This window comes from Sinobacterium norvegicum (assembly GCF_923077115.1).
In the GTDB taxonomy this organism is placed as follows: domain Bacteria; phylum Pseudomonadota; class Gammaproteobacteria; order Pseudomonadales; family Sinobacteriaceae; genus Sinobacterium; species Sinobacterium norvegicum.
The window spans coordinates 1,357,459-1,373,423 of sequence record NZ_CAKLPX010000001.1; the positions used below are offsets into that span (position 1 = coordinate 1,357,459).

The window sequence follows — 15,965 nt, forward strand, 5'->3', positions numbered from 1 at the left end:
ATAGCGGAACAGCTAGTCCCTGTGCTGGCTGTCCAATTGCTGCAACTGCTCTGGGCTAATGCCGTAATCCTGCATCATTTTTTTCTTACTCAAGGCCTGTTCACGCTGCTGTAATGTCTCTCTGTCTCCGGCTCGAGTACTGGTCACCCAGCAGTCAACCCGCTGCACCGGCCCCTCCTCTGGGTCGATCACAAAGTTGGCAATCCCGAATTCGTCATAGACAGCAATAGAATCGATGGCCACTGGCGCATTGTCTTTGCCATAGGCCACACAGCGGGCCTTGGCCGGCTCCGGCAGGGTAATCTTGGCCACGTAGTGGAAATCGTCCATACGCTGAATAGATTCTCCACTGTAGCTCAGCGGTTGCTGCAGGTTTTCGGCAGCAGCTGTTATCGCGGTAAAAAATGCACTTAGGGCAAGCACTACTGAGAATATTTTATTCATCACACACTCCTCCTGTTTTCAGGGTTTAACGGTTTTAAAGCATGAACATTGGCCACAGACTGAAACACTCCAGAGGCTAACTGCCGGGTAAGATTCCACCGACCACTATCACTCATTGACGGCGGCAGAGGACTAAAATAGAGTCGCTTATTTAACGCTGATGTCGGTAATAAAAGTACACAAAAAATCAATAATAACCACTGGTATTGATCAGTCTGAGAGAGGCTATAAAACCTTTTTTTCAGCCCAATATACTGTTCAAAAACCAACTGACGATAAGCAATCAGTAGTGCTGACATTACCAATAAAGTGAGTACGGTGTATTTCTGTTTGCCCCAGCCATCAACCAAGCTCTGCCATAACAGATCCAGCTTCGCCTCCAGCCGCTGCCGCAGTGGCAGCGGCGGCGGCGGCGGGGCAGTAACAACAATAGGTTGTGCCGCGATATGGCTGATTTTCACTTTTTTCCTTTCGCTGTCCCACCAGTTTATCGATATTGCCGGCAGGGTATACTCACCGGCCTGTGAAAATCTAAAATGCCTCTCAATACTGCGACTACCGGTTACCACACCGCCGTAAAAATGACTGTCAGCCTCGGTTCGACCCTGTTGCACTTCAACTCCCTGTGGCGGCTGCGGCAGTACCGGTTCGGCCATTAAATAGCCCGGCATAGCCAGCGCCTTGATAGTCATGGTCTGAGACACACTGCTGCCGGCCAACACTTCGGCAGCCGTCGTCTGCTGCTCTAAAGTTAGTCCCGGAGTGACTATCATAGAGCCTGCCTCAGCCGGCAGCGGCTCGACCAGCAGAGTATAGGGAGATGTTTTCAGCGGTGTGCTGACACCGGCCGAACGCATGCTAAACGTCAATTCTGGAATCACAAATTCACCAGAGCTGGCGGCATAAAAGTCATATCGAATCCGGGCAGTGTGGTACTGCTGGTTATTGCGTAGCTGTTTAACATAGACCGGCTGAGCACTGGGTAATTCAATATACACGTTAGGCAATGACAACACCGGTGGCTGAATGGCGCCGTAAATTTCTTCATCACTGTATATCGTCAACCACAGCGTCGCCTGTGATCTGGCACTAACCACCGGGCTCTGTGGCTGCCAATCGGCAAACAGCTGCCGCTCTTGGGCATAGGCGGCTGTCCCCGTCAACAGTGTCAGGGTGATTGTCACCAGCAATAAAAGTAACTTATTCATTGTCGGCCCCCTGTTGCGCCCCCGACTGGCGCTGTAGCTGCAGTGAAAACTTATTGCGTAAAAACACCTCTGGCCGAGACTTGACCTGCTCTAACCAAATCTTGGTCAGATGCTCATCGGCTATTAAATCCGCACTGTTAATCACCTCTTCTATGTCCTCGGACTGCTCCACCTCCATGTCCTCTTGCAGCGAAAGCACATGATCAGCCGTCATATCCTCTCCGGCGGTTCCCTGACCATCGGCACGCAGCGACATCAATTCGAACACCTCGGCTAAAACTGCCAAATTTTGCTGTGCCGCCTGGCTGTTCGGCTGCTGTTCCAGGCTGTGCTGAAACCACGTTTCGGCGCTGCGAAAACGCTGTAAATTTGCGTAGGCCAGGCCAATATTAAGACTGCGTTGAGCGGACTCAGGCATTTTGTTCATCAGCGTCAACGCCCACTGCCACTGCCCGCTTTTTAACAGTGCCTGAGCCTTCCACTGTCGGTCTTCAAACAGCAGTGCCGCACAGCGATAATTACCCCGCTGATAATACCACTGGCCCTGCTGATCTGGGCTTAGCAAGACATTCATTAACAGGTGTCCACACTGCTTTCTGTCGCCATTGGGCTGCGCCATTGCCGGTGCTGGTGCCGCGGCAGAGAGCAGCATTACCAGCGGCAGCAGCAGTGCCGAGCCCAGCCGCCAATCGACACTCCAGCCACGGCGAAACCACAGCAGGGCAAGCGCAATGGCTACAAACACCAACCAGTAACCCGCCTCCTGCCACTGTATCGTTTCATCCGCGGGGTCAAAATAACTGTAGCTATTCAACCAGCGAACAACCTGCTGCACATCGCTGTCATCGCCGGTCATCTGCAAGGTCTTGACAGCCGAGGTGGACAGCCTTGGTTCAAAGCCAAATTTCCAAAACAATACCTGACTATTAGGTTGACGGTTAAAGTCGGCTAAGGCGCGCATATTAGCCCCGTCGAGGCTGTCGGAGACAATCAGCAAACTACCGGCAACCACCTCAGGCTGCAGCTCCGGCCGAGCTAACAGCGCTGCCAAGTCCTTGCCCGCCCTGGGCACCAGGCCGGTGGATAAGCTGGACAGGTACAGCGATAACACCTCTCTGTCCACTGTCGGTGGCAACAGAAGATGGCTGCTGCCGGCATAGACCCAAACACCAACAGGGCCGTTTTGCTTTAAGGCCAACAGTTGCAACAATTTTAACTTGGCATTTTCCAAGCGATTTGGCGCGATATCATTGGCTGCCATAGTCGACGATAAGTCGACAACAATTGTTGTCGGCGTGCTGTCCACAGCCTGAGTATTGGGCTCGGGCTGCCAGCTGGGGCCGGCGGCAATAACAACCAACAACACTAGAAAAGCCAGCAACACAGCAGTGGGTGACAGCCGAGATCTCTGCCCTTGGCCGGTGCTAAAGTAGGCCAGCAAATGCGGCGCAATAATCTTGGCCAAGGCCTGTTTCGGCCGATTTTTGATCAACAGATAACAGGCAGTTAACAGCGGCATCAGCAATAACAACCACAGTGGGCGAATAAAATGTAATTCACTCATCGATCACCTCCAGGCTTGGCCTTACACGCCGCCGCAGCCACTGCACCAGCATGACCAGCAACAGACTCAACATCACCACCGTCAGGCAGACAATAATCGGATAGAAGTACAACGGCGTTTTCGGGGTGACCACATGACTGGAAAATAATTCTGGTTCGAGACGATCTATTTCATCGTAAACCCGGCGCATATCATCCGCGTTCATCGCGCTGAATACCTGGCCGCCAGTCAGCTCAGCTAACTCGGCCAGCATCTCCATATCCATTGCCTCCTCACCGACATTTTCAGGGTTACCGATGGCAATGGGATAAATAGTAATGTGCTTTTCACCGGCATGGCGGGCGGCATCCAACGGTGAAAATCGGCTACTGGTATCGCGGCCATCGGTCAGCAGCAATAATACTTTATGCTCAACCTTGCTGCCCTCAAAGTGGTTGACCGCCACCCCAATCGCATCGCCCAAGGCAGTGCCTGAGCCTGCCATACGCACATCCATCTCATTCAGCAGAGTCGACAACAGCGAATAGTCACTGGTGAACGGCGCCTGCAAATAGGCATCATCACCGAAGGCCACCAGGGCTATCCGATCGCTTTGACGGGTTTTTAAAAAGTCATCCAGTATCGTTTTTACCACATCGACTCGCCGTTGATTGCGGCCTAGGTCGTCCTCGAAGTCGCTGGCCTCCATCGAGCCGGATAGGTCGACGGCGGCAATCATTTGGCGACCGCTTTGCTCGACGGTAAATGGCTGACCATAATACACCGGGTAACAGGCGGCGATGACCAGCGACACATAGCTCAACACCGCCAGTGTTTTTTGCCAAACTCTACGCCGTAGAATAACCGCTGCGCTGCTGGGATGCTGGCCACTGAGCTCTAACAGTTTTTTAAAGCGGCTGTATTTTATCGCCTGCACCTGTGTTTTGTGGCTGGGTAAAAATACCATCAACACAGGCAACAACAGCAACAGCAGCATCCACGGGTGATCAAAGCGTATCATTGAAACTCCTTAAACCAAGCTTGCAACTCTCGGACCTGGCGCTGACTCAGACTGTGGTTTTGTTGATAGGCAATGGATTCCAGCTGTTCACAGGTATGCTGCGACAGCGCCTGCCCCCCCTGCAGTGCCAGCAGTCGGGGGGGTAACTCAGCCATCGATACATGAGCCAATTTTTCCTCAGGCCAACGCTGTTGGCACAGCTGCTTAATCAGCAGCGGTAAATGCTGGTAACTCTTAGTCGCCAGCAACGTCTGACAGCGCTTTTGCGCCTGGCGAATATAACTCTGACGGCGGTAGTGGTGAATTTTTTTTGCCATGTAAAGCAACACCAGAGCCGATATCCCGTAGGCCAGAACCGTCCAAAACGGCGTATTGGGCAGCCAACTAACAGGCTCTGGTTGATTGCCCCAGTGCAGTTTATTAAGCAGGTGCTGGGCGAAGTCTGTGACGCTGCCACTATTACTGTCAGCACTGGCAAAATAATACAGCCCCTTCATATTTTAAGCCCCCGCATTAATTTGCTGCTGCAATTGCTGCCAACAGTCTTGGTGAGTGGACAACATTAACAGCGCCAGGCCATTGTCAGAAAATGCCGACGCCAGTCGCTGTCCCTCGTCTGCTACAGCGCGGTGAAAACGCTTTCTCAACCCGTCTTGTAGCCGACTCAACGACAGCTGATAGCGGTTATCAGCCAGTAACAGCGACTGCGTCGGCAGCTGTTGCTCCAACGGGTCATAGACACAACAGCCCATCACACTGTTATGGCGGGATAATTGCGCCAGCAACAATGCCAATTTTTCGGCATCGACATCGATAAAGTCGCTGACAATAACAACCAATCTGTCCCTGACTTTTTCGCCACAGAGTTTGCTCAGCGCCTCGATCATACCGTGTGGATAACTCTCTCCCTCGGTATTTGGCAACCGTTGGTTGGCATCGATAAGCTGCTCGATTAACAGCAACAAACCCTGCTGACCACGGCCACCAATCAATGGCTGCAGGCCGGTATCGGTAATAACCTGGCCGGCAATGCGGTCACCATCAAAGCGGGCGCGACCGGCAACAACGGCGGCAATCTCCGCTGCCAGCACCGCCTTGATACTGCCATCAGAGGCAAAGAACAGACTCGAGCGCTGATCAATAATCAGGGTCAGCGTCTTATCTGTCTCGAGGGCAAACTCACGCAAATACATCTGCCCGGTACGTTGACTGACCCGCCAATCGATACAGCGAACATCATCGCCGGGGTGGTAGTGTCTGAGTTCGACAAAGTCCATACCACGACCGCGCTGACTGCTTTTATGCTTACCAGCCAGCATTGAACCCCTGCGGTAAGGAGGCCGTAGCTGTAAGCTGGCACCCTGTTTTGCCAGCATCAACATACGCTGGCGCTGGCAATAGAGGCGGCTGTCTTGGCTGAGCGGCAACATCACGACTAAACCCAGGCGACGTGATCGACAATCGTGTCGATAATGTGATCGCTGCTGATGTTATTTCCTATAGCGGTATAGCTGCGGCTGATTCTGTGACGCAGCACCGGATGGATGACGCGGCGCACATCATCAGTATTGACAAAGTCTCTGCCGGCCAACCAGGCAGTGGCCCTGGCAGCCTTGTCGAGGGCAATCGAGGCGCGGGGGCTGGCGCCCTGATCTATCCACTTGGATAGTTGTTGATGGTATTTTTGCGGCTTTCTGCTGGCATCGACCAGCGCGACAATATATTGATCGACGGCGGCACTGACATGAATCGCTTCGATCTGACGCCGGGCCTGTAAAATATCAGCCATCGATATCACCGGCTGGCCGGCCTCAGCACGAGACTCTGCCCGCAGCATTTGCAGCATTAATATCTCTGATTCGATGCTCGGGTAGTCAATCAGCAGCTGCATCAAAAAACGGTCCATCTGAGCCTCGGGCAGCGGATAAGTGCCCTCCTGCTCCACCGGGTTTTGGGTGGCTAAGACCATGAATAAATCCGGTAATGGGTAACTCTGGCCGGCGACTGAGACCTGAGCCTCGGCCATCGCCTCCAGCAGTGCCGACTGTACCTTGGCCGGCGCGCGGTTGATTTCATCGGCCAACACAAAGTTGCTGAACACCGGCCCCCTGGTAAAACTCAGCTGCTGGCTTTCGCTGTTAAACATCTCGCTGCCGGTAATATCCGAGGGCAGCATATCTGGAGTAAATTGAATCCGTCTCAGCTGGGCATCAACACTGCTGGCCATAGCGGATACCGCCCGGGTTTTTGCCAGCCCTGGCAGTCCCTGTATCAACACATGTCCCTCGGCCAACAGCGCAATAATCAACTGGTCGACCACGGCCTGTTGACCAATAATCGATTGATTGATGCTGTCTTTTAACGCCTTAATCAAGTCTTGCGGGGGGGGTGTCATCGTTGTTGTCTCCATCGAAACTCCTGTCAATACCGGGTGGCGCTAAGCCACCCGGTGTTGTTCATCCTCTAGTGCCGCAATTAGCTGGCGTCTGGACGGTAGGGCATTTGCTTCATTACCCTTTCAAGGTTGAACGAGGTTGGTGTTTGACGCAGCGGGAATTCCTGGAAGGTTTTTAGTAGTTCTGCCACCTCAACCTGTACTGGAATAAAGTAAAACATCCGCTCACCAAACCAACGTAGATACATCATCGAGTGCTCGGGGGCTTCCTCGTAAGGATCGGAGCGCAGGTCGACGATCTGAGGCCAGGTTGAGGCCAGGCGCGGAGCAAACCAAGAGTCCTCGGTGGGCTGGATAAACGTAGTCTTGATCTTACCAACACGGACCGCCTCTAAATTACCGGTCTCGGCAAAATAGAAGATCTCGTTACGCGGGGTATCCTCGTTGGTAAACCAGGACTCACTGTGATCATAGCCATCGATATAGACATCATGCTTGGTCTTGAAATTCTTCTGCACTTCTTTTTCACCGGCAATGGTTGCCAGCGTGGTAAAGATATCCTCGTGTGATTGAATGCCATTGTTGACTTTGCCCGCCGGTATCTTACCCGGCCAACTGACCATAAAGGGCACCCGCACACCACCCTCGGTGGTCAGGCCTTTCTCGCCCTTAAACGGGGTGTTGCCGCCATCGGGCCAGGACATTTTCTCGGCGCCATTATCGGTGGTAAAGATGACAATGGTATTCTCTCTCTGGCCAGTGCTTTCCAGGGTGTCCAGCAACTCACCCACATAGTGATCCAGCTCTGCCATACCATCGGCATAGAGACCATAGCCTGTTTTACCAGCCCACTCCTCGCTCAGGTGAGTCCACACATGCATTCTCGAGGGGTTATACCAGAGGAAGAAGGGCTCATCGGTTTTCGCCTGCTCTTCGATATAGTCGACAGCCATATCGGTCAGCTCTCGGTCGATGGTCTCCATCCGCTTCTTGGTCAGCGGTCCATCCGAGCCGGTCGGGCCATCGGCAGTACCTGTTACCATACCTCTGGGGCCAAAGCGCTCAGCAAAGGCCGGGTCTTTTGGGTAGTCCTCATTCTCTGGCTCTTCCTCGGCATTGAGGTGGTAGAGGTTGCCGTAGAAATTATCGAAGCCTCGGCGATGCGGCAGCATATGCTCCTGATCCCCCAGGTGGTTTTTACCCAGTTGATTAGTCATATAACCGTGGTCTTTGAGCACCTCGGCCAGAGTTGGGTCAGACGGAGAAAGCCCCACTGGCGAGCCCGGCAGACCGACATTGAGCAGACCGGTACGAATCGGCAACTGACCGGTTAAAAAGGCCGCCCGCCCTGCAGTTGAACTGGGCTGACCATAGTGATCAGTAAACAGCATACCGTCCTCGGCAATGCGATCAATATTCGGCGTTTTGTAGCCCATCATGCCCATGTTATAGGCCGAGGTGTTTGACCAGCCAATATCATCGGCCATAATCACCACAATATTGGGCTTCTCACTGGCGGTGCTGGCCATCGCTGGCGCAGCCAACGCCGTCGCGGCGGTGGCGCCGACGACAGCCTGGCAAATTAATTTTTCAGAAAACTTTGTCATAGACTTCTCCACTGGGGGAATGGGCAATAAGTATCAATTCACGGACGAATTGTAAGCTGACAAAATATTTTTTATATAAAGCTAAACCATGTTCTAATATTGATTTGATCAATACTAAAAAGGGGTAGGCATGGCTCAGGACAAACACGTCGATTTAAATCTTCTTCGGGTCTTTATGACAGTTTGCCGCACCGGCTCTATTACCCTGGCCGCCGAGGAACTCAACCTCAACCAATCCTCAGTCAGCAATGCGATTACTCGCTTCAAAAATGTCGTCGGCGAGCCGCTTTTTCTCCGCGCCGGCAGAGGCGTTGAGCCCACCTCGTTTGCTCAGAACTTATTTAAGGAGCTGGAGCAGTCGATGGACACCATTAATCAGCTGCTGACCACCGGGAGTTTTGACCCTATACAGACTCGGAGGGAGTTTAAGGTGGTGGCCAGCGACTTTGTTATTCAACAGTTGTTACAGCCGCTGCAAGAATTACTGCAGCCACTGTCTGTGACTGTTGTGTTCAAGGAGTTTCAAGGGGGGGAGCAGCAAACTGATGATATTTTATCGCTGGAGAAGGCCGACTTGGTTATCGATATGAAGCCCAAGCTGGACTCGGGTTGGCACAGCCAAAAACTGATCAGCGAAAGCATTGTCGTCATTGCCCGGCACAATCACCCTCGGCTGAAAAAAGGCTTAAGCCTACAGGCATACCTATCAGAGCAACATGTTTTCTATCGCCTGCGCGAGAGCAATACCACAGTAATGGAGCAGGTGCTCAATGCGCGATTCCCCAAGCGCAATATGCTCAGCGAACACTCCTCCTGCCTGAGTATGTTTGCCACAGTGAAGAAAACCGATGCGGTGGGCTTGACCCTGACCAGCTATGCCGAGGAGTTTGCGCCACTGTTTGATCTACAGGTGTTGGAGCCGCCTTTTACCACCAAGCCCTTTGAATTTTATATGATTTGGCATAAAAAGTTCACCAACAACCCGGCCCATCAATGGCTGAGAGAGTCGATAGTATCGGTGGTTGACTAGGCTGGTATTGATTTAATCAATATCGCAACGCCTGCCAGCCCTGTATTTTAACACTGCCCCCTCTCATATACTCGCTGCCTCTATTATTGCCGTCGACCAACTTCAACCGCCGGCGGGCGACTAATTCAAAGGAGTGTTGCGATGACCAGCCAATCAGCCCATCCCTTCCATCTACTGATTAAGCCAGTGGGTGCAAAGTGTAATCTCGATTGCCATTACTGTTATTACCTGCGCAAGCAAGAGCGCTACCAAGATGGCGCCACCATGCAGATGAGCGAGCAAATGCTGGAGTCATATATTGCCGGCTATATCGCCGCACAACCGGACGACTGCCAACAGCTGGACTTCAGCTGGCAGGGCGGTGAACCGGCACTCAGAGGCTTGCCGTTTTATCAGAAAGCTGTTGAGTTACAACAGCACTATGGCCGCGATAAGATGAAGATTACCAACACCTTTCAGACCAACGGCACCTTAATCAATGAAAAATGGGCGGCGTTTTTTCAGCGGCATCAATTCTTGGTCGGCATCAGTATCGATGGCGATGAACTCAATCACGGCCACGGCCGCCCCACTCTCAAGGGGGAAAATAGTTTTGACAAGGTCATCCGTGGCCTCGAGCTGCTAAAACAGTATCAGGTCAGCTTTAACACTCTGACAGTGGTGCACAGCGACAACGCCGATCAGGGCAGGCAGACCTATCAGACCCTGAAAGACTTAGGTTCCACCGTTATTCAATTTCAACCCTGTGTCGAACACCCTGATGATCAGCGGTCGGATAAAGACTGGTCACTCAGCGCCGATCAATGGGGGAGTTTTCTCTGCGACGTGTTCGACGAATGGAAGGAAAACGATGTTGGCAAAGTCCATATTCAGTTTTTTGAAAACACCCTATCAATACTCGCCGGCCAACCCAGTCAGATGTGCTTCCACAGCGAGTTTTGCGGCCAGCAGTTAATGTTGGAGCACGATGGCAGCATCTATTCCTGCGATCATTTCAGCTATGATGATTACCGTGTCGGCGATATTGACGGCGACGACTTAGGGCTTATTGCCAGCTCCGAGCGACAGCGTAAATTTGGCACCGACAAATGGGCATCGCTGCCGCAGCAGTGCAAACGCTGTCACTTCAGGCCTTTTTGTAATGGTGGCTGTCCCAAGGATAGAACAGCGGTCAGCGTTGACTTAGAGAACGGCCTGAACCGACTATGTGCCGGTTATAAGCAGTTTTTCATCCATGCCATGCCCACGCTAGGCGCCATTTTAGAAACGGTACAACAGGGTTACCCTGCCAACCTTTATAGTGTGATCAGTCGTTTGAAAAAAACCTCACAACCTGGCGGCAATAGCCCTCATCGTATTGCCTAAGCCGTTTATGCACAATGCTGGATCGGTCATGCTGCCGGTCTGTATTCTTCATCCGCAACAGATGACACGCCGGCGAAGAAATAACTAATGCGCTCAGCGGCAGATTCCGCTTTAATAGTAACTTGATGAAATACAACGATGTATTCACATTCAGCAAGGAGCTAATCGTGTTAATCAGTAATATTGAAATTATCCCCGGTAAGAAAATCACCCAACACCTCGGCATGGTTCAGGGCAATACCGTGCGCGCCAAACACGCTGGCCGCGATATTATGGCCGGGTTGAAAAACATCTTCGGTGGCGAACTCAAAGGTTATACCGAGCTACTCACCGAGGCCCGTGAAGAGGCCATGGACCGAATGAAGCAGCAGGCGGAGGCCGTTGGCGCTAACGCCGTTATCAATGTGCGCTTCTCTACCTCCTCGGTCACCGCCGGTGCCGCCGAGCTTTTCGCCTATGGTACTGCGGTTATTCTGGAGTAAGCCATGTTTGATCTTTATGTCTTTCTCGGTCTGTTGACCCTGGGCTATGTCTTTGGCCGCATTGCCGAGAAACGCCATTTTAAGTCGATTATCGAACGCGAAGAACAGTATCGCGAGTTACTGGTCTTCAGCGAACGTCTGCCGCCACCAGGTATTGGCCGCGTCGACAGCTGCTTTGTCGGCGGTAATGTGGTGGTTTCCATCGATTATTTTAAACGTATAGCCGCCAGTCTACGAGGCTTGATAGGAGGCCGTGTTGGCGCCTTTGAAACACTGGTCGAACGCGCTCGCCGCGAGGCCATCTTACGAATGAAAGAACAGGCGCTGCAGCAGGGAGCGACAAAAATTATTAACGTCAAACTCGAAACTGCCTCGATTACCAAAGGCCGTAAACAGAAAATTGGCTGCGTCGAAGTTTACGCCTATGGCACGGCGTTGATACCGGTAAAGACACGGTGAAATATAGCAACCCAAAAATCCCTGAGGGCATTAACGTCTCTGACGAACACCCGTTAAAGGATTTTTTTGCCATGCTGGCGGCGGTGGCCCTGTTTGCCGTCGCCGTTATTTTCACCCTGGCAGTATTGGCCGAACAGTTGGTGCGATTCATCCCCTTCGAGGTGGAGCAATCATTGGCCGAGCGGTTTATAAACAGTGAATTATCTGTCGACAACGGCGGCGATGAAGCACCACAACAACAGCAAATTGAAGACTACTTGCAACAGCTAGCTGATCAATTAAATAAGGCTGATAGCAGCCTATATTCCGACGACATCGATCGGCTGCCCATTACAGTTCACTATGTCGACAGCGATGAGATCAACGCCTTTGCCACCCTTGGCGGTCATATATTAATTTTTCGCGGTTTACTCGAGCACATGCCTAACGAAAATGCTTTGGCGATGGTGCTAGGCCATGAGATTGCCCATATTCAACACCGCGATCCGATTGTTGCCCTCGGCCGCGGCCTGACCATCGGTGTTGCCATGATGAGTATTGCCGGTATCGGCGATGGCGCGATGTCAGAACAACTGTTAAGCCATGTCGCCACCCTCAGTCATTTGAGTTTTAGTCGAGCCCACGAGCAAGAGGCGGATGACAGCGCCCTGCACACGCTGAGCCAATATTATGGTCACGTCGGCGCTGCAGACAGCCTATTTACCATTCTGCTCGAACAGCAAAATGGCAGTCAACCGCCGATATTTTTTAGCACTCATCCGCTGAACAAAGATCGCATTACTCGCATCCAGCAACACCCCGGTTACCGCTCCGACGCGACGCTGACACCGTTGCCTGATTGGTTGAATGCCGCGATCGAACCGCCTTCTGAGCGGTAACAAACCGGCTTGCGGGCTAGGCGATTTTGGTCATCAGTTTCTGAATGCCCACCGGGAACCAGCGTTTGAGCAAATCCAGCAAAATTGAATCCTTGCCGACACGAATACGTATCGATTTTTTCTCAATCGCGGTAATAATACGCTCGGCAACATGCTCCGGTGTGACACCAATTTTCTGCGCCAAACGATAATTTCGCTGGGCTGCAGCGACATCATCCGACTGTTTTAGCGTCGCCTGTATCATATCGGTTTTAACCGCTCCCGGGTGTACTGTGGTTACGCCAACATTCTCTTTCTTTAGCTCCACCCACAGGGCTTCCGACAACATTCTAACCGCCGATTTTGTCGCACAGTATGAGGTTTGACCGGGCAGCCCTAACATACCCGCCATGCTCGACATATTGACAATATGACCATCCCCCGACTGCTTGAGCAACGGTAAGAAGTAGTGGCAACCATACAGCACGCCCCACCAGTTAATACCGACAATACGCTCCCAGTCCTCGATGGTATGGGTGGCAAAACTCTTTTGATAGGTAATACCGGCATTGTTCACTAACAGATCCACGCGCTGATGTTCTGCCGTCACCGCCGCCGGCAAGGCCGCCATCTGAGCCTTATCACTGATATCGGTAACATGCTGACTCAGCCTCACACCGGTGCCGGCACAGGCCTCAGCGGTGGCTACCAGCGCATCGGCACTGATATCGACCAGCGCCAAGTGCATCCCGCGCTGTGCCAGGGCGATACATAGCGAGCGGCCAACACCGCCACCGGCGCCGGTGACGACTGCCACTTTGTTATTAAAATCTTTCATTATTTTCTCCAAGGAGTTGCAGCGCAGCCCTGGGCCAGCAGTCAGTGTCTACTCAGCGCTTAGGTGTGTTGTTGTGATATGGGCCACCAACTTATGTAACAATGCTACATAAGTCAAACTTTTTGGCTCAGAAAGACACCTCAACTCACCCCAGGCAACCAGGCAGTCTCTATTGAGCGTATGGATTAATACGCATATCGTAGGCGGGTAATACCCCCTACTATGGCCATCTAATTCCGATGATTGAGGCCAGCACTATGAGCGAGTCACACCACGTCCATAATGTATTAAATATGATGATCGACAGCGGTGAGGAGTATACTAACGACTCGCTTCTAGCGGATGTGGCACAACGCTTTGGTGGCGATGCCGTGTTTCACTCCTGTAAAAAACACAATATGTCAGCGGCTGAAATGATTAGCTTTCTAGCAGGCCGCGACAAGTTTATAAGTACTGACAATGGCTTCAAGGCAGATGCCAAGAAAGTCTGCCAGCACTGAGTTTAATCAAGATGGCGCGGAATAATCTATTGGCCGCCAATAGCGACCACCTTGTACCCCTGGCCACCACGGCTATCGCCAGTGAAATTATCCCGCTGCTACAGAAAAATGGCCACGATATTTACGCCATTGCTGAGTCGGCCAATTTCCCGCTGACCATTCTAGAATTTCAACACAGTCACTGCTCTGAGAAAACTTGGACCCAGTTACTCGCCGCCGTCAGCCTGCATAATGGCTCAGAAGGCGTTAAAACGATTTTGCAACAGCTCTGCCAAGAACTTTTGATACCGCGCTACTTGCCCGGTAGCGCCCAGCCTCTTCGCTCGGTCATCGACAAGGCCTTTGCCATCACTAATGCCTCCTCTGCTAACAGTAAAGTTGAGTGTCGCCATATAGCCGGCAGAGTTTTTCTGGTTCAGGAAAGGCGGTATAACAGCGACTGCCAGCCACCGCATGCTGAGCAGGCCATTATTCAGTACATGACTGAGATTATTTGTGTGCTGACACATCGCGATTGGCGACCGAGTCGTATTGCGCTGCAGTCGGCCTCAGTCACTGATGATTTCAGGCACTACTTTAGTCACTCGACGCTGTATCTAAAGCGCCGACTAACCGCCATCGACATCACCGATATCGACAACATTAGTAACGTCGAATTCCTCGGCGGAAGTACGGCTGACTGTCATCAATCGCACCGTAGAGAGAGCTTTTCTGAAAATTTTAAATTGGTACTTAAGCCCTATATAAGCTCTGGTCGCCTAGCTATTGATGATGCAGCAAGACTGCTGGGTATTGGTGCCAGAACTCTGCAGCGTCGACTGCGGTATGAGGGCACAAGTTATCGTAAAATCATCGATGACATTATGCTTGATCACATCATATTACTGATGAAAAACCCAAATAAAAGCCTGACTGAAATCGGTTTTATCATGGGCTATTCTGATCCGGCACATTTCTCCCGCGCCTTTAAAAAGATCACCGGGGTATCTCCTCGCTGCTATCGAAAAAATATCGCCAGTGGCAAGGAAAACACTAAATTACACGCTGCAACGACACCGCCTTAATCAGCGGGTGATCGCTTTTGAGCTGATCAGACTGCTGGCGCATCAGCTCATCGTTTCGCTGATCAGCATACAGTAACTCGAGATGCAGACCGTTTGAAAAATAGTGAATTGTCACTTTCATAGCGCCGCTCAGGGCTGAGTAGTCTTCAATATAAGCCTCTACCTCTGCTCTCAAAGGCAGCAGCAACTGTATATCCGACGCATCGTCATCCTCAGAATCAATATGCAGGGTAATATCACCAATATTATCGATTTGCTGACGAACAGCATCCATCACCCACTCGTTGATTTGATGCCCCTCGGAGGCGCTGATATTCCAGCCAACTTGGATGTGGGCATCGAGAAAGATCTGGTGGCCCATTAATCGCGAGCGCAGTAAATGCAGGCTTTTAACCCCCGGTACCTGCTCGATTACCGCCGTTATCTCGCTGATGGTTTCATCATCCACACCGTGGTCGAGCAACTCTTGAGTTGCCCCCCAGGTCAGACTAAAGCCCATCTTAACAATCAGCGCCGCAACAGCCAGCGCAGCGTATAATTCAAACTGTGGATAACCGGCTAACGAGGCAGCTAAGCCTAGCAATACCACCAGCGAGGACAGGGAATCTGAACGGGAGTGCCAGGCATTGGCCTCGAGTAATTTTGACGTCACTTGCTTGGCAAAGTGCATGGTGTAATGGTACAGCCCCTCCTTCGCCACCAACGATATTGCCACCACGGTCAGCACCAACGCATTGGGCGCAGGCGGCAAAGCCCCCTGATAAACCAGGGTGCCATACTCAACCATCATGCCCAAGCCGACGGCAAACAAAATCATGCCAAGGATGACCGTGCCCAAGGTTTCGAAACGCGCATGACCATAGGGGTGCTCTTTATCCGGGTCCTGATGCGCCACCTTGGCCATGACTAAGATCAAGCCGTCGCTGACCAGGTCGCTAAGCGAGTGAATACCATCGGCAATCAGCGCCGGTGAGCGAAAGGTAAAACCGACGCCGAGTTTCAGCAGCGATAATACCGCATCAATGACAGTGCCGACGACGGTAACCCGCCATATGATCTGTTCCCGCTGAGCGGTCATATATATTCCCTAACGACTGTGTTGCGGCCTGACAAGACCAGCTTGATTGAGCTAATATTGTATTGATAATATGT

At 51.9% G+C, this 15,965-nt stretch carries 17 protein-coding genes; 7 read left to right on the plus strand and 10 right to left on the minus strand.

All coding sequences use genetic code 11. The annotated features are described in order from the left end of the window. Positions 1-12: 12 nt before the first annotated feature. From L9P87_RS05985 to L9P87_RS06020, 8 genes are all read right to left on the minus strand, one after another. Positions 13-444, minus strand: coding sequence for a hypothetical protein (locus L9P87_RS05985; protein WP_237443762.1), 432 nt, complete (start codon positions 442-444; stop codon positions 13-15). Next, positions 444-1,652: a hypothetical protein gene (locus L9P87_RS05990; RefSeq protein ID WP_237443763.1), complete on the minus strand. Its 1,209-nt coding sequence runs from the start codon at positions 1,650-1,652 to the stop codon at positions 444-446. Before L9P87_RS05990 ends, L9P87_RS05985 begins: the two co-directional genes overlap by 1 nt. Further along, positions 1,645-3,216 carry a tetratricopeptide repeat protein gene (locus L9P87_RS05995; RefSeq protein WP_237443764.1) on the minus strand — a complete coding sequence of 524 codons (1,572 nt, stop codon included), beginning with the start codon at positions 3,214-3,216 and terminating at the stop codon, positions 1,645-1,647. The genes L9P87_RS05990 and L9P87_RS05995 overlap by 8 nt, the downstream gene beginning before the upstream one ends. Beyond that, positions 3,209-4,216: a VWA domain-containing protein gene (locus L9P87_RS06000; protein WP_237443765.1), complete on the minus strand. Its 1,008-nt coding sequence runs from the start codon at positions 4,214-4,216 to the stop codon at positions 3,209-3,211. The genes L9P87_RS05995 and L9P87_RS06000 overlap by 8 nt, the downstream gene beginning before the upstream one ends. Then, a complete protein-coding gene (locus tag L9P87_RS06005) occupies positions 4,213-4,713 on the minus strand; it encodes a DUF4381 domain-containing protein (protein ID WP_237443766.1) in 501 nt (166 codons plus the stop codon). Before L9P87_RS06005 ends, L9P87_RS06000 begins: the two co-directional genes overlap by 4 nt. Positions 4,714-4,716: 3 nt before the next feature. Continuing rightward, complete coding sequence (locus L9P87_RS06010; protein ID WP_237444381.1) at positions 4,717-5,646, minus strand: DUF58 domain-containing protein; 930 nt, start codon at positions 5,644-5,646, stop codon at positions 4,717-4,719. 5 nt (positions 5,647-5,651) lie between these two features. Beyond that, positions 5,652-6,626 carry an AAA family ATPase gene (locus L9P87_RS06015; RefSeq protein ID WP_237443767.1) on the minus strand — a complete coding sequence of 325 codons (975 nt, stop codon included), beginning with the start codon at positions 6,624-6,626 and terminating at the stop codon, positions 5,652-5,654. 65 nt (positions 6,627-6,691) lie between these two features. Continuing rightward, the gene (locus L9P87_RS06020) at positions 6,692-8,218 is read right to left on the minus strand and encodes an arylsulfatase (protein ID WP_237443768.1); all 1,527 of its coding nucleotides are present in this window, start codon (positions 8,216-8,218) and stop codon (positions 6,692-6,694) included. A 130-nt stretch (positions 8,219-8,348) separates the two neighbouring features. Here L9P87_RS06020 and L9P87_RS06025 point away from each other — a divergent pair, with 130 nt between their 5' ends. The 5 genes from L9P87_RS06025 (at position 8,349) to L9P87_RS06045 (ending at position 12,432) form a co-directional block, all read left to right on the plus strand. Continuing rightward, positions 8,349-9,248 carry a LysR family transcriptional regulator gene (locus L9P87_RS06025; protein WP_237443769.1) on the plus strand — a complete coding sequence of 300 codons (900 nt, stop codon included), beginning with the start codon at positions 8,349-8,351 and terminating at the stop codon, positions 9,246-9,248. Between the two features lie 141 nt (positions 9,249-9,389). Further along, positions 9,390-10,613 carry an anaerobic sulfatase maturase gene (locus tag L9P87_RS06030; RefSeq protein ID WP_237443770.1) on the plus strand — a complete coding sequence of 408 codons (1,224 nt, stop codon included), beginning with the start codon at positions 9,390-9,392 and terminating at the stop codon, positions 10,611-10,613. Positions 10,614-10,780: 167 nt separating this feature from the next. Further along, positions 10,781-11,095, plus strand: coding sequence for a YbjQ family protein (locus tag L9P87_RS06035; RefSeq protein ID WP_237443771.1), 315 nt, complete (start codon positions 10,781-10,783; stop codon positions 11,093-11,095). A gap of 3 nt (positions 11,096-11,098) precedes the next feature. Continuing rightward, positions 11,099-11,554, plus strand: coding sequence for a YbjQ family protein (locus tag L9P87_RS06040; RefSeq protein ID WP_237443772.1), 456 nt, complete (start codon positions 11,099-11,101; stop codon positions 11,552-11,554). After that, a complete protein-coding gene (locus L9P87_RS06045; RefSeq protein WP_237443773.1) occupies positions 11,551-12,432 on the plus strand; it encodes a M48 family metallopeptidase in 882 nt (293 codons plus the stop codon). The genes L9P87_RS06040 and L9P87_RS06045 overlap by 4 nt, the downstream gene beginning before the upstream one ends. A gap of 16 nt (positions 12,433-12,448) precedes the next feature. Here L9P87_RS06045 and L9P87_RS06050 read toward each other — a convergent pair whose 3' ends face one another. Next, positions 12,449-13,249: an SDR family NAD(P)-dependent oxidoreductase gene (locus tag L9P87_RS06050; RefSeq protein ID WP_237443774.1), complete on the minus strand. Its 801-nt coding sequence runs from the start codon at positions 13,247-13,249 to the stop codon at positions 12,449-12,451. 257 nt (positions 13,250-13,506) lie between these two features. Between L9P87_RS06050 and L9P87_RS06055 the strand changes: the two genes are divergently transcribed. Together L9P87_RS06055 and L9P87_RS06060 are read left to right on the plus strand one after the other, a co-directional pair. After that, entirely contained in the window at positions 13,507-13,749 is a 243-nt protein-coding gene (locus tag L9P87_RS06055) for a YecH family metal-binding protein (protein ID WP_237443775.1), read from the plus strand. Between the two features lie 11 nt (positions 13,750-13,760). Then, positions 13,761-14,813: a helix-turn-helix domain-containing protein gene (locus L9P87_RS06060; RefSeq protein WP_237443776.1), complete on the plus strand. Its 1,053-nt coding sequence runs from the start codon at positions 13,761-13,763 to the stop codon at positions 14,811-14,813. Here the strand turns inward: L9P87_RS06060 and L9P87_RS06065 are convergent. After that, positions 14,782-15,891: a cation diffusion facilitator family transporter gene (locus L9P87_RS06065; protein ID WP_237443777.1), complete on the minus strand. Its 1,110-nt coding sequence runs from the start codon at positions 15,889-15,891 to the stop codon at positions 14,782-14,784. The two genes, L9P87_RS06060 and L9P87_RS06065, sit on opposite strands and share 32 nt — an antisense overlap. Positions 15,892-15,965: the final 74 nt, after the last annotated feature.

Excerpts from the sequence above, each read along its gene's own strand:
- L9P87_RS06010 (WP_237444381.1), bottom strand. The coding sequence starts at position 5,646 with ATGTTGCCGCTCAGCCAAGACAGCCGCCTCTATTGCCAGCGCCAGCGT.
- L9P87_RS06065 (WP_237443777.1), bottom strand. The coding sequence starts at position 15,891 with ATGACCGCTCAGCGGGAACAGATCATATGGCGGGTTACCGTCGTCGGC.
- L9P87_RS06000 (WP_237443765.1), bottom strand. The coding sequence starts at position 4,216 with ATGATACGCTTTGATCACCCGTGGATGCTGCTGTTGCTGTTGTTGCCT.
- L9P87_RS05990 (WP_237443763.1), bottom strand. The coding sequence starts at position 1,652 with ATGAATAAGTTACTTTTATTGCTGGTGACAATCACCCTGACACTGTTG.
- L9P87_RS06060 (WP_237443776.1), top strand. The coding sequence starts at position 13,761 with ATGGCGCGGAATAATCTATTGGCCGCCAATAGCGACCACCTTGTACCC.
- L9P87_RS06020 (WP_237443768.1), bottom strand. The coding sequence starts at position 8,218 with ATGACAAAGTTTTCTGAAAAATTAATTTGCCAGGCTGTCGTCGGCGCC.
- L9P87_RS06030 (WP_237443770.1), top strand. The coding sequence starts at position 9,390 with ATGACCAGCCAATCAGCCCATCCCTTCCATCTACTGATTAAGCCAGTG.
- L9P87_RS06050 (WP_237443774.1), bottom strand. The coding sequence starts at position 13,249 with ATGAAAGATTTTAATAACAAAGTGGCAGTCGTCACCGGCGCCGGTGGC.
- L9P87_RS06005 (WP_237443766.1), bottom strand. The coding sequence starts at position 4,713 with ATGAAGGGGCTGTATTATTTTGCCAGTGCTGACAGTAATAGTGGCAGC.
- L9P87_RS05995 (WP_237443764.1), bottom strand. The coding sequence starts at position 3,216 with ATGAGTGAATTACATTTTATTCGCCCACTGTGGTTGTTATTGCTGATG.
- L9P87_RS06015 (WP_237443767.1), bottom strand. The coding sequence starts at position 6,626 with ATGGAGACAACAACGATGACACCCCCCCCGCAAGACTTGATTAAGGCG.
- L9P87_RS06055 (WP_237443775.1), top strand. The coding sequence starts at position 13,507 with ATGAGCGAGTCACACCACGTCCATAATGTATTAAATATGATGATCGAC.
- L9P87_RS05985 (WP_237443762.1), bottom strand. The coding sequence starts at position 444 with ATGAATAAAATATTCTCAGTAGTGCTTGCCCTAAGTGCATTTTTTACC.
- L9P87_RS06040 (WP_237443772.1), top strand. The coding sequence starts at position 11,099 with ATGTTTGATCTTTATGTCTTTCTCGGTCTGTTGACCCTGGGCTATGTC.
- L9P87_RS06025 (WP_237443769.1), top strand. The coding sequence starts at position 8,349 with ATGGCTCAGGACAAACACGTCGATTTAAATCTTCTTCGGGTCTTTATG.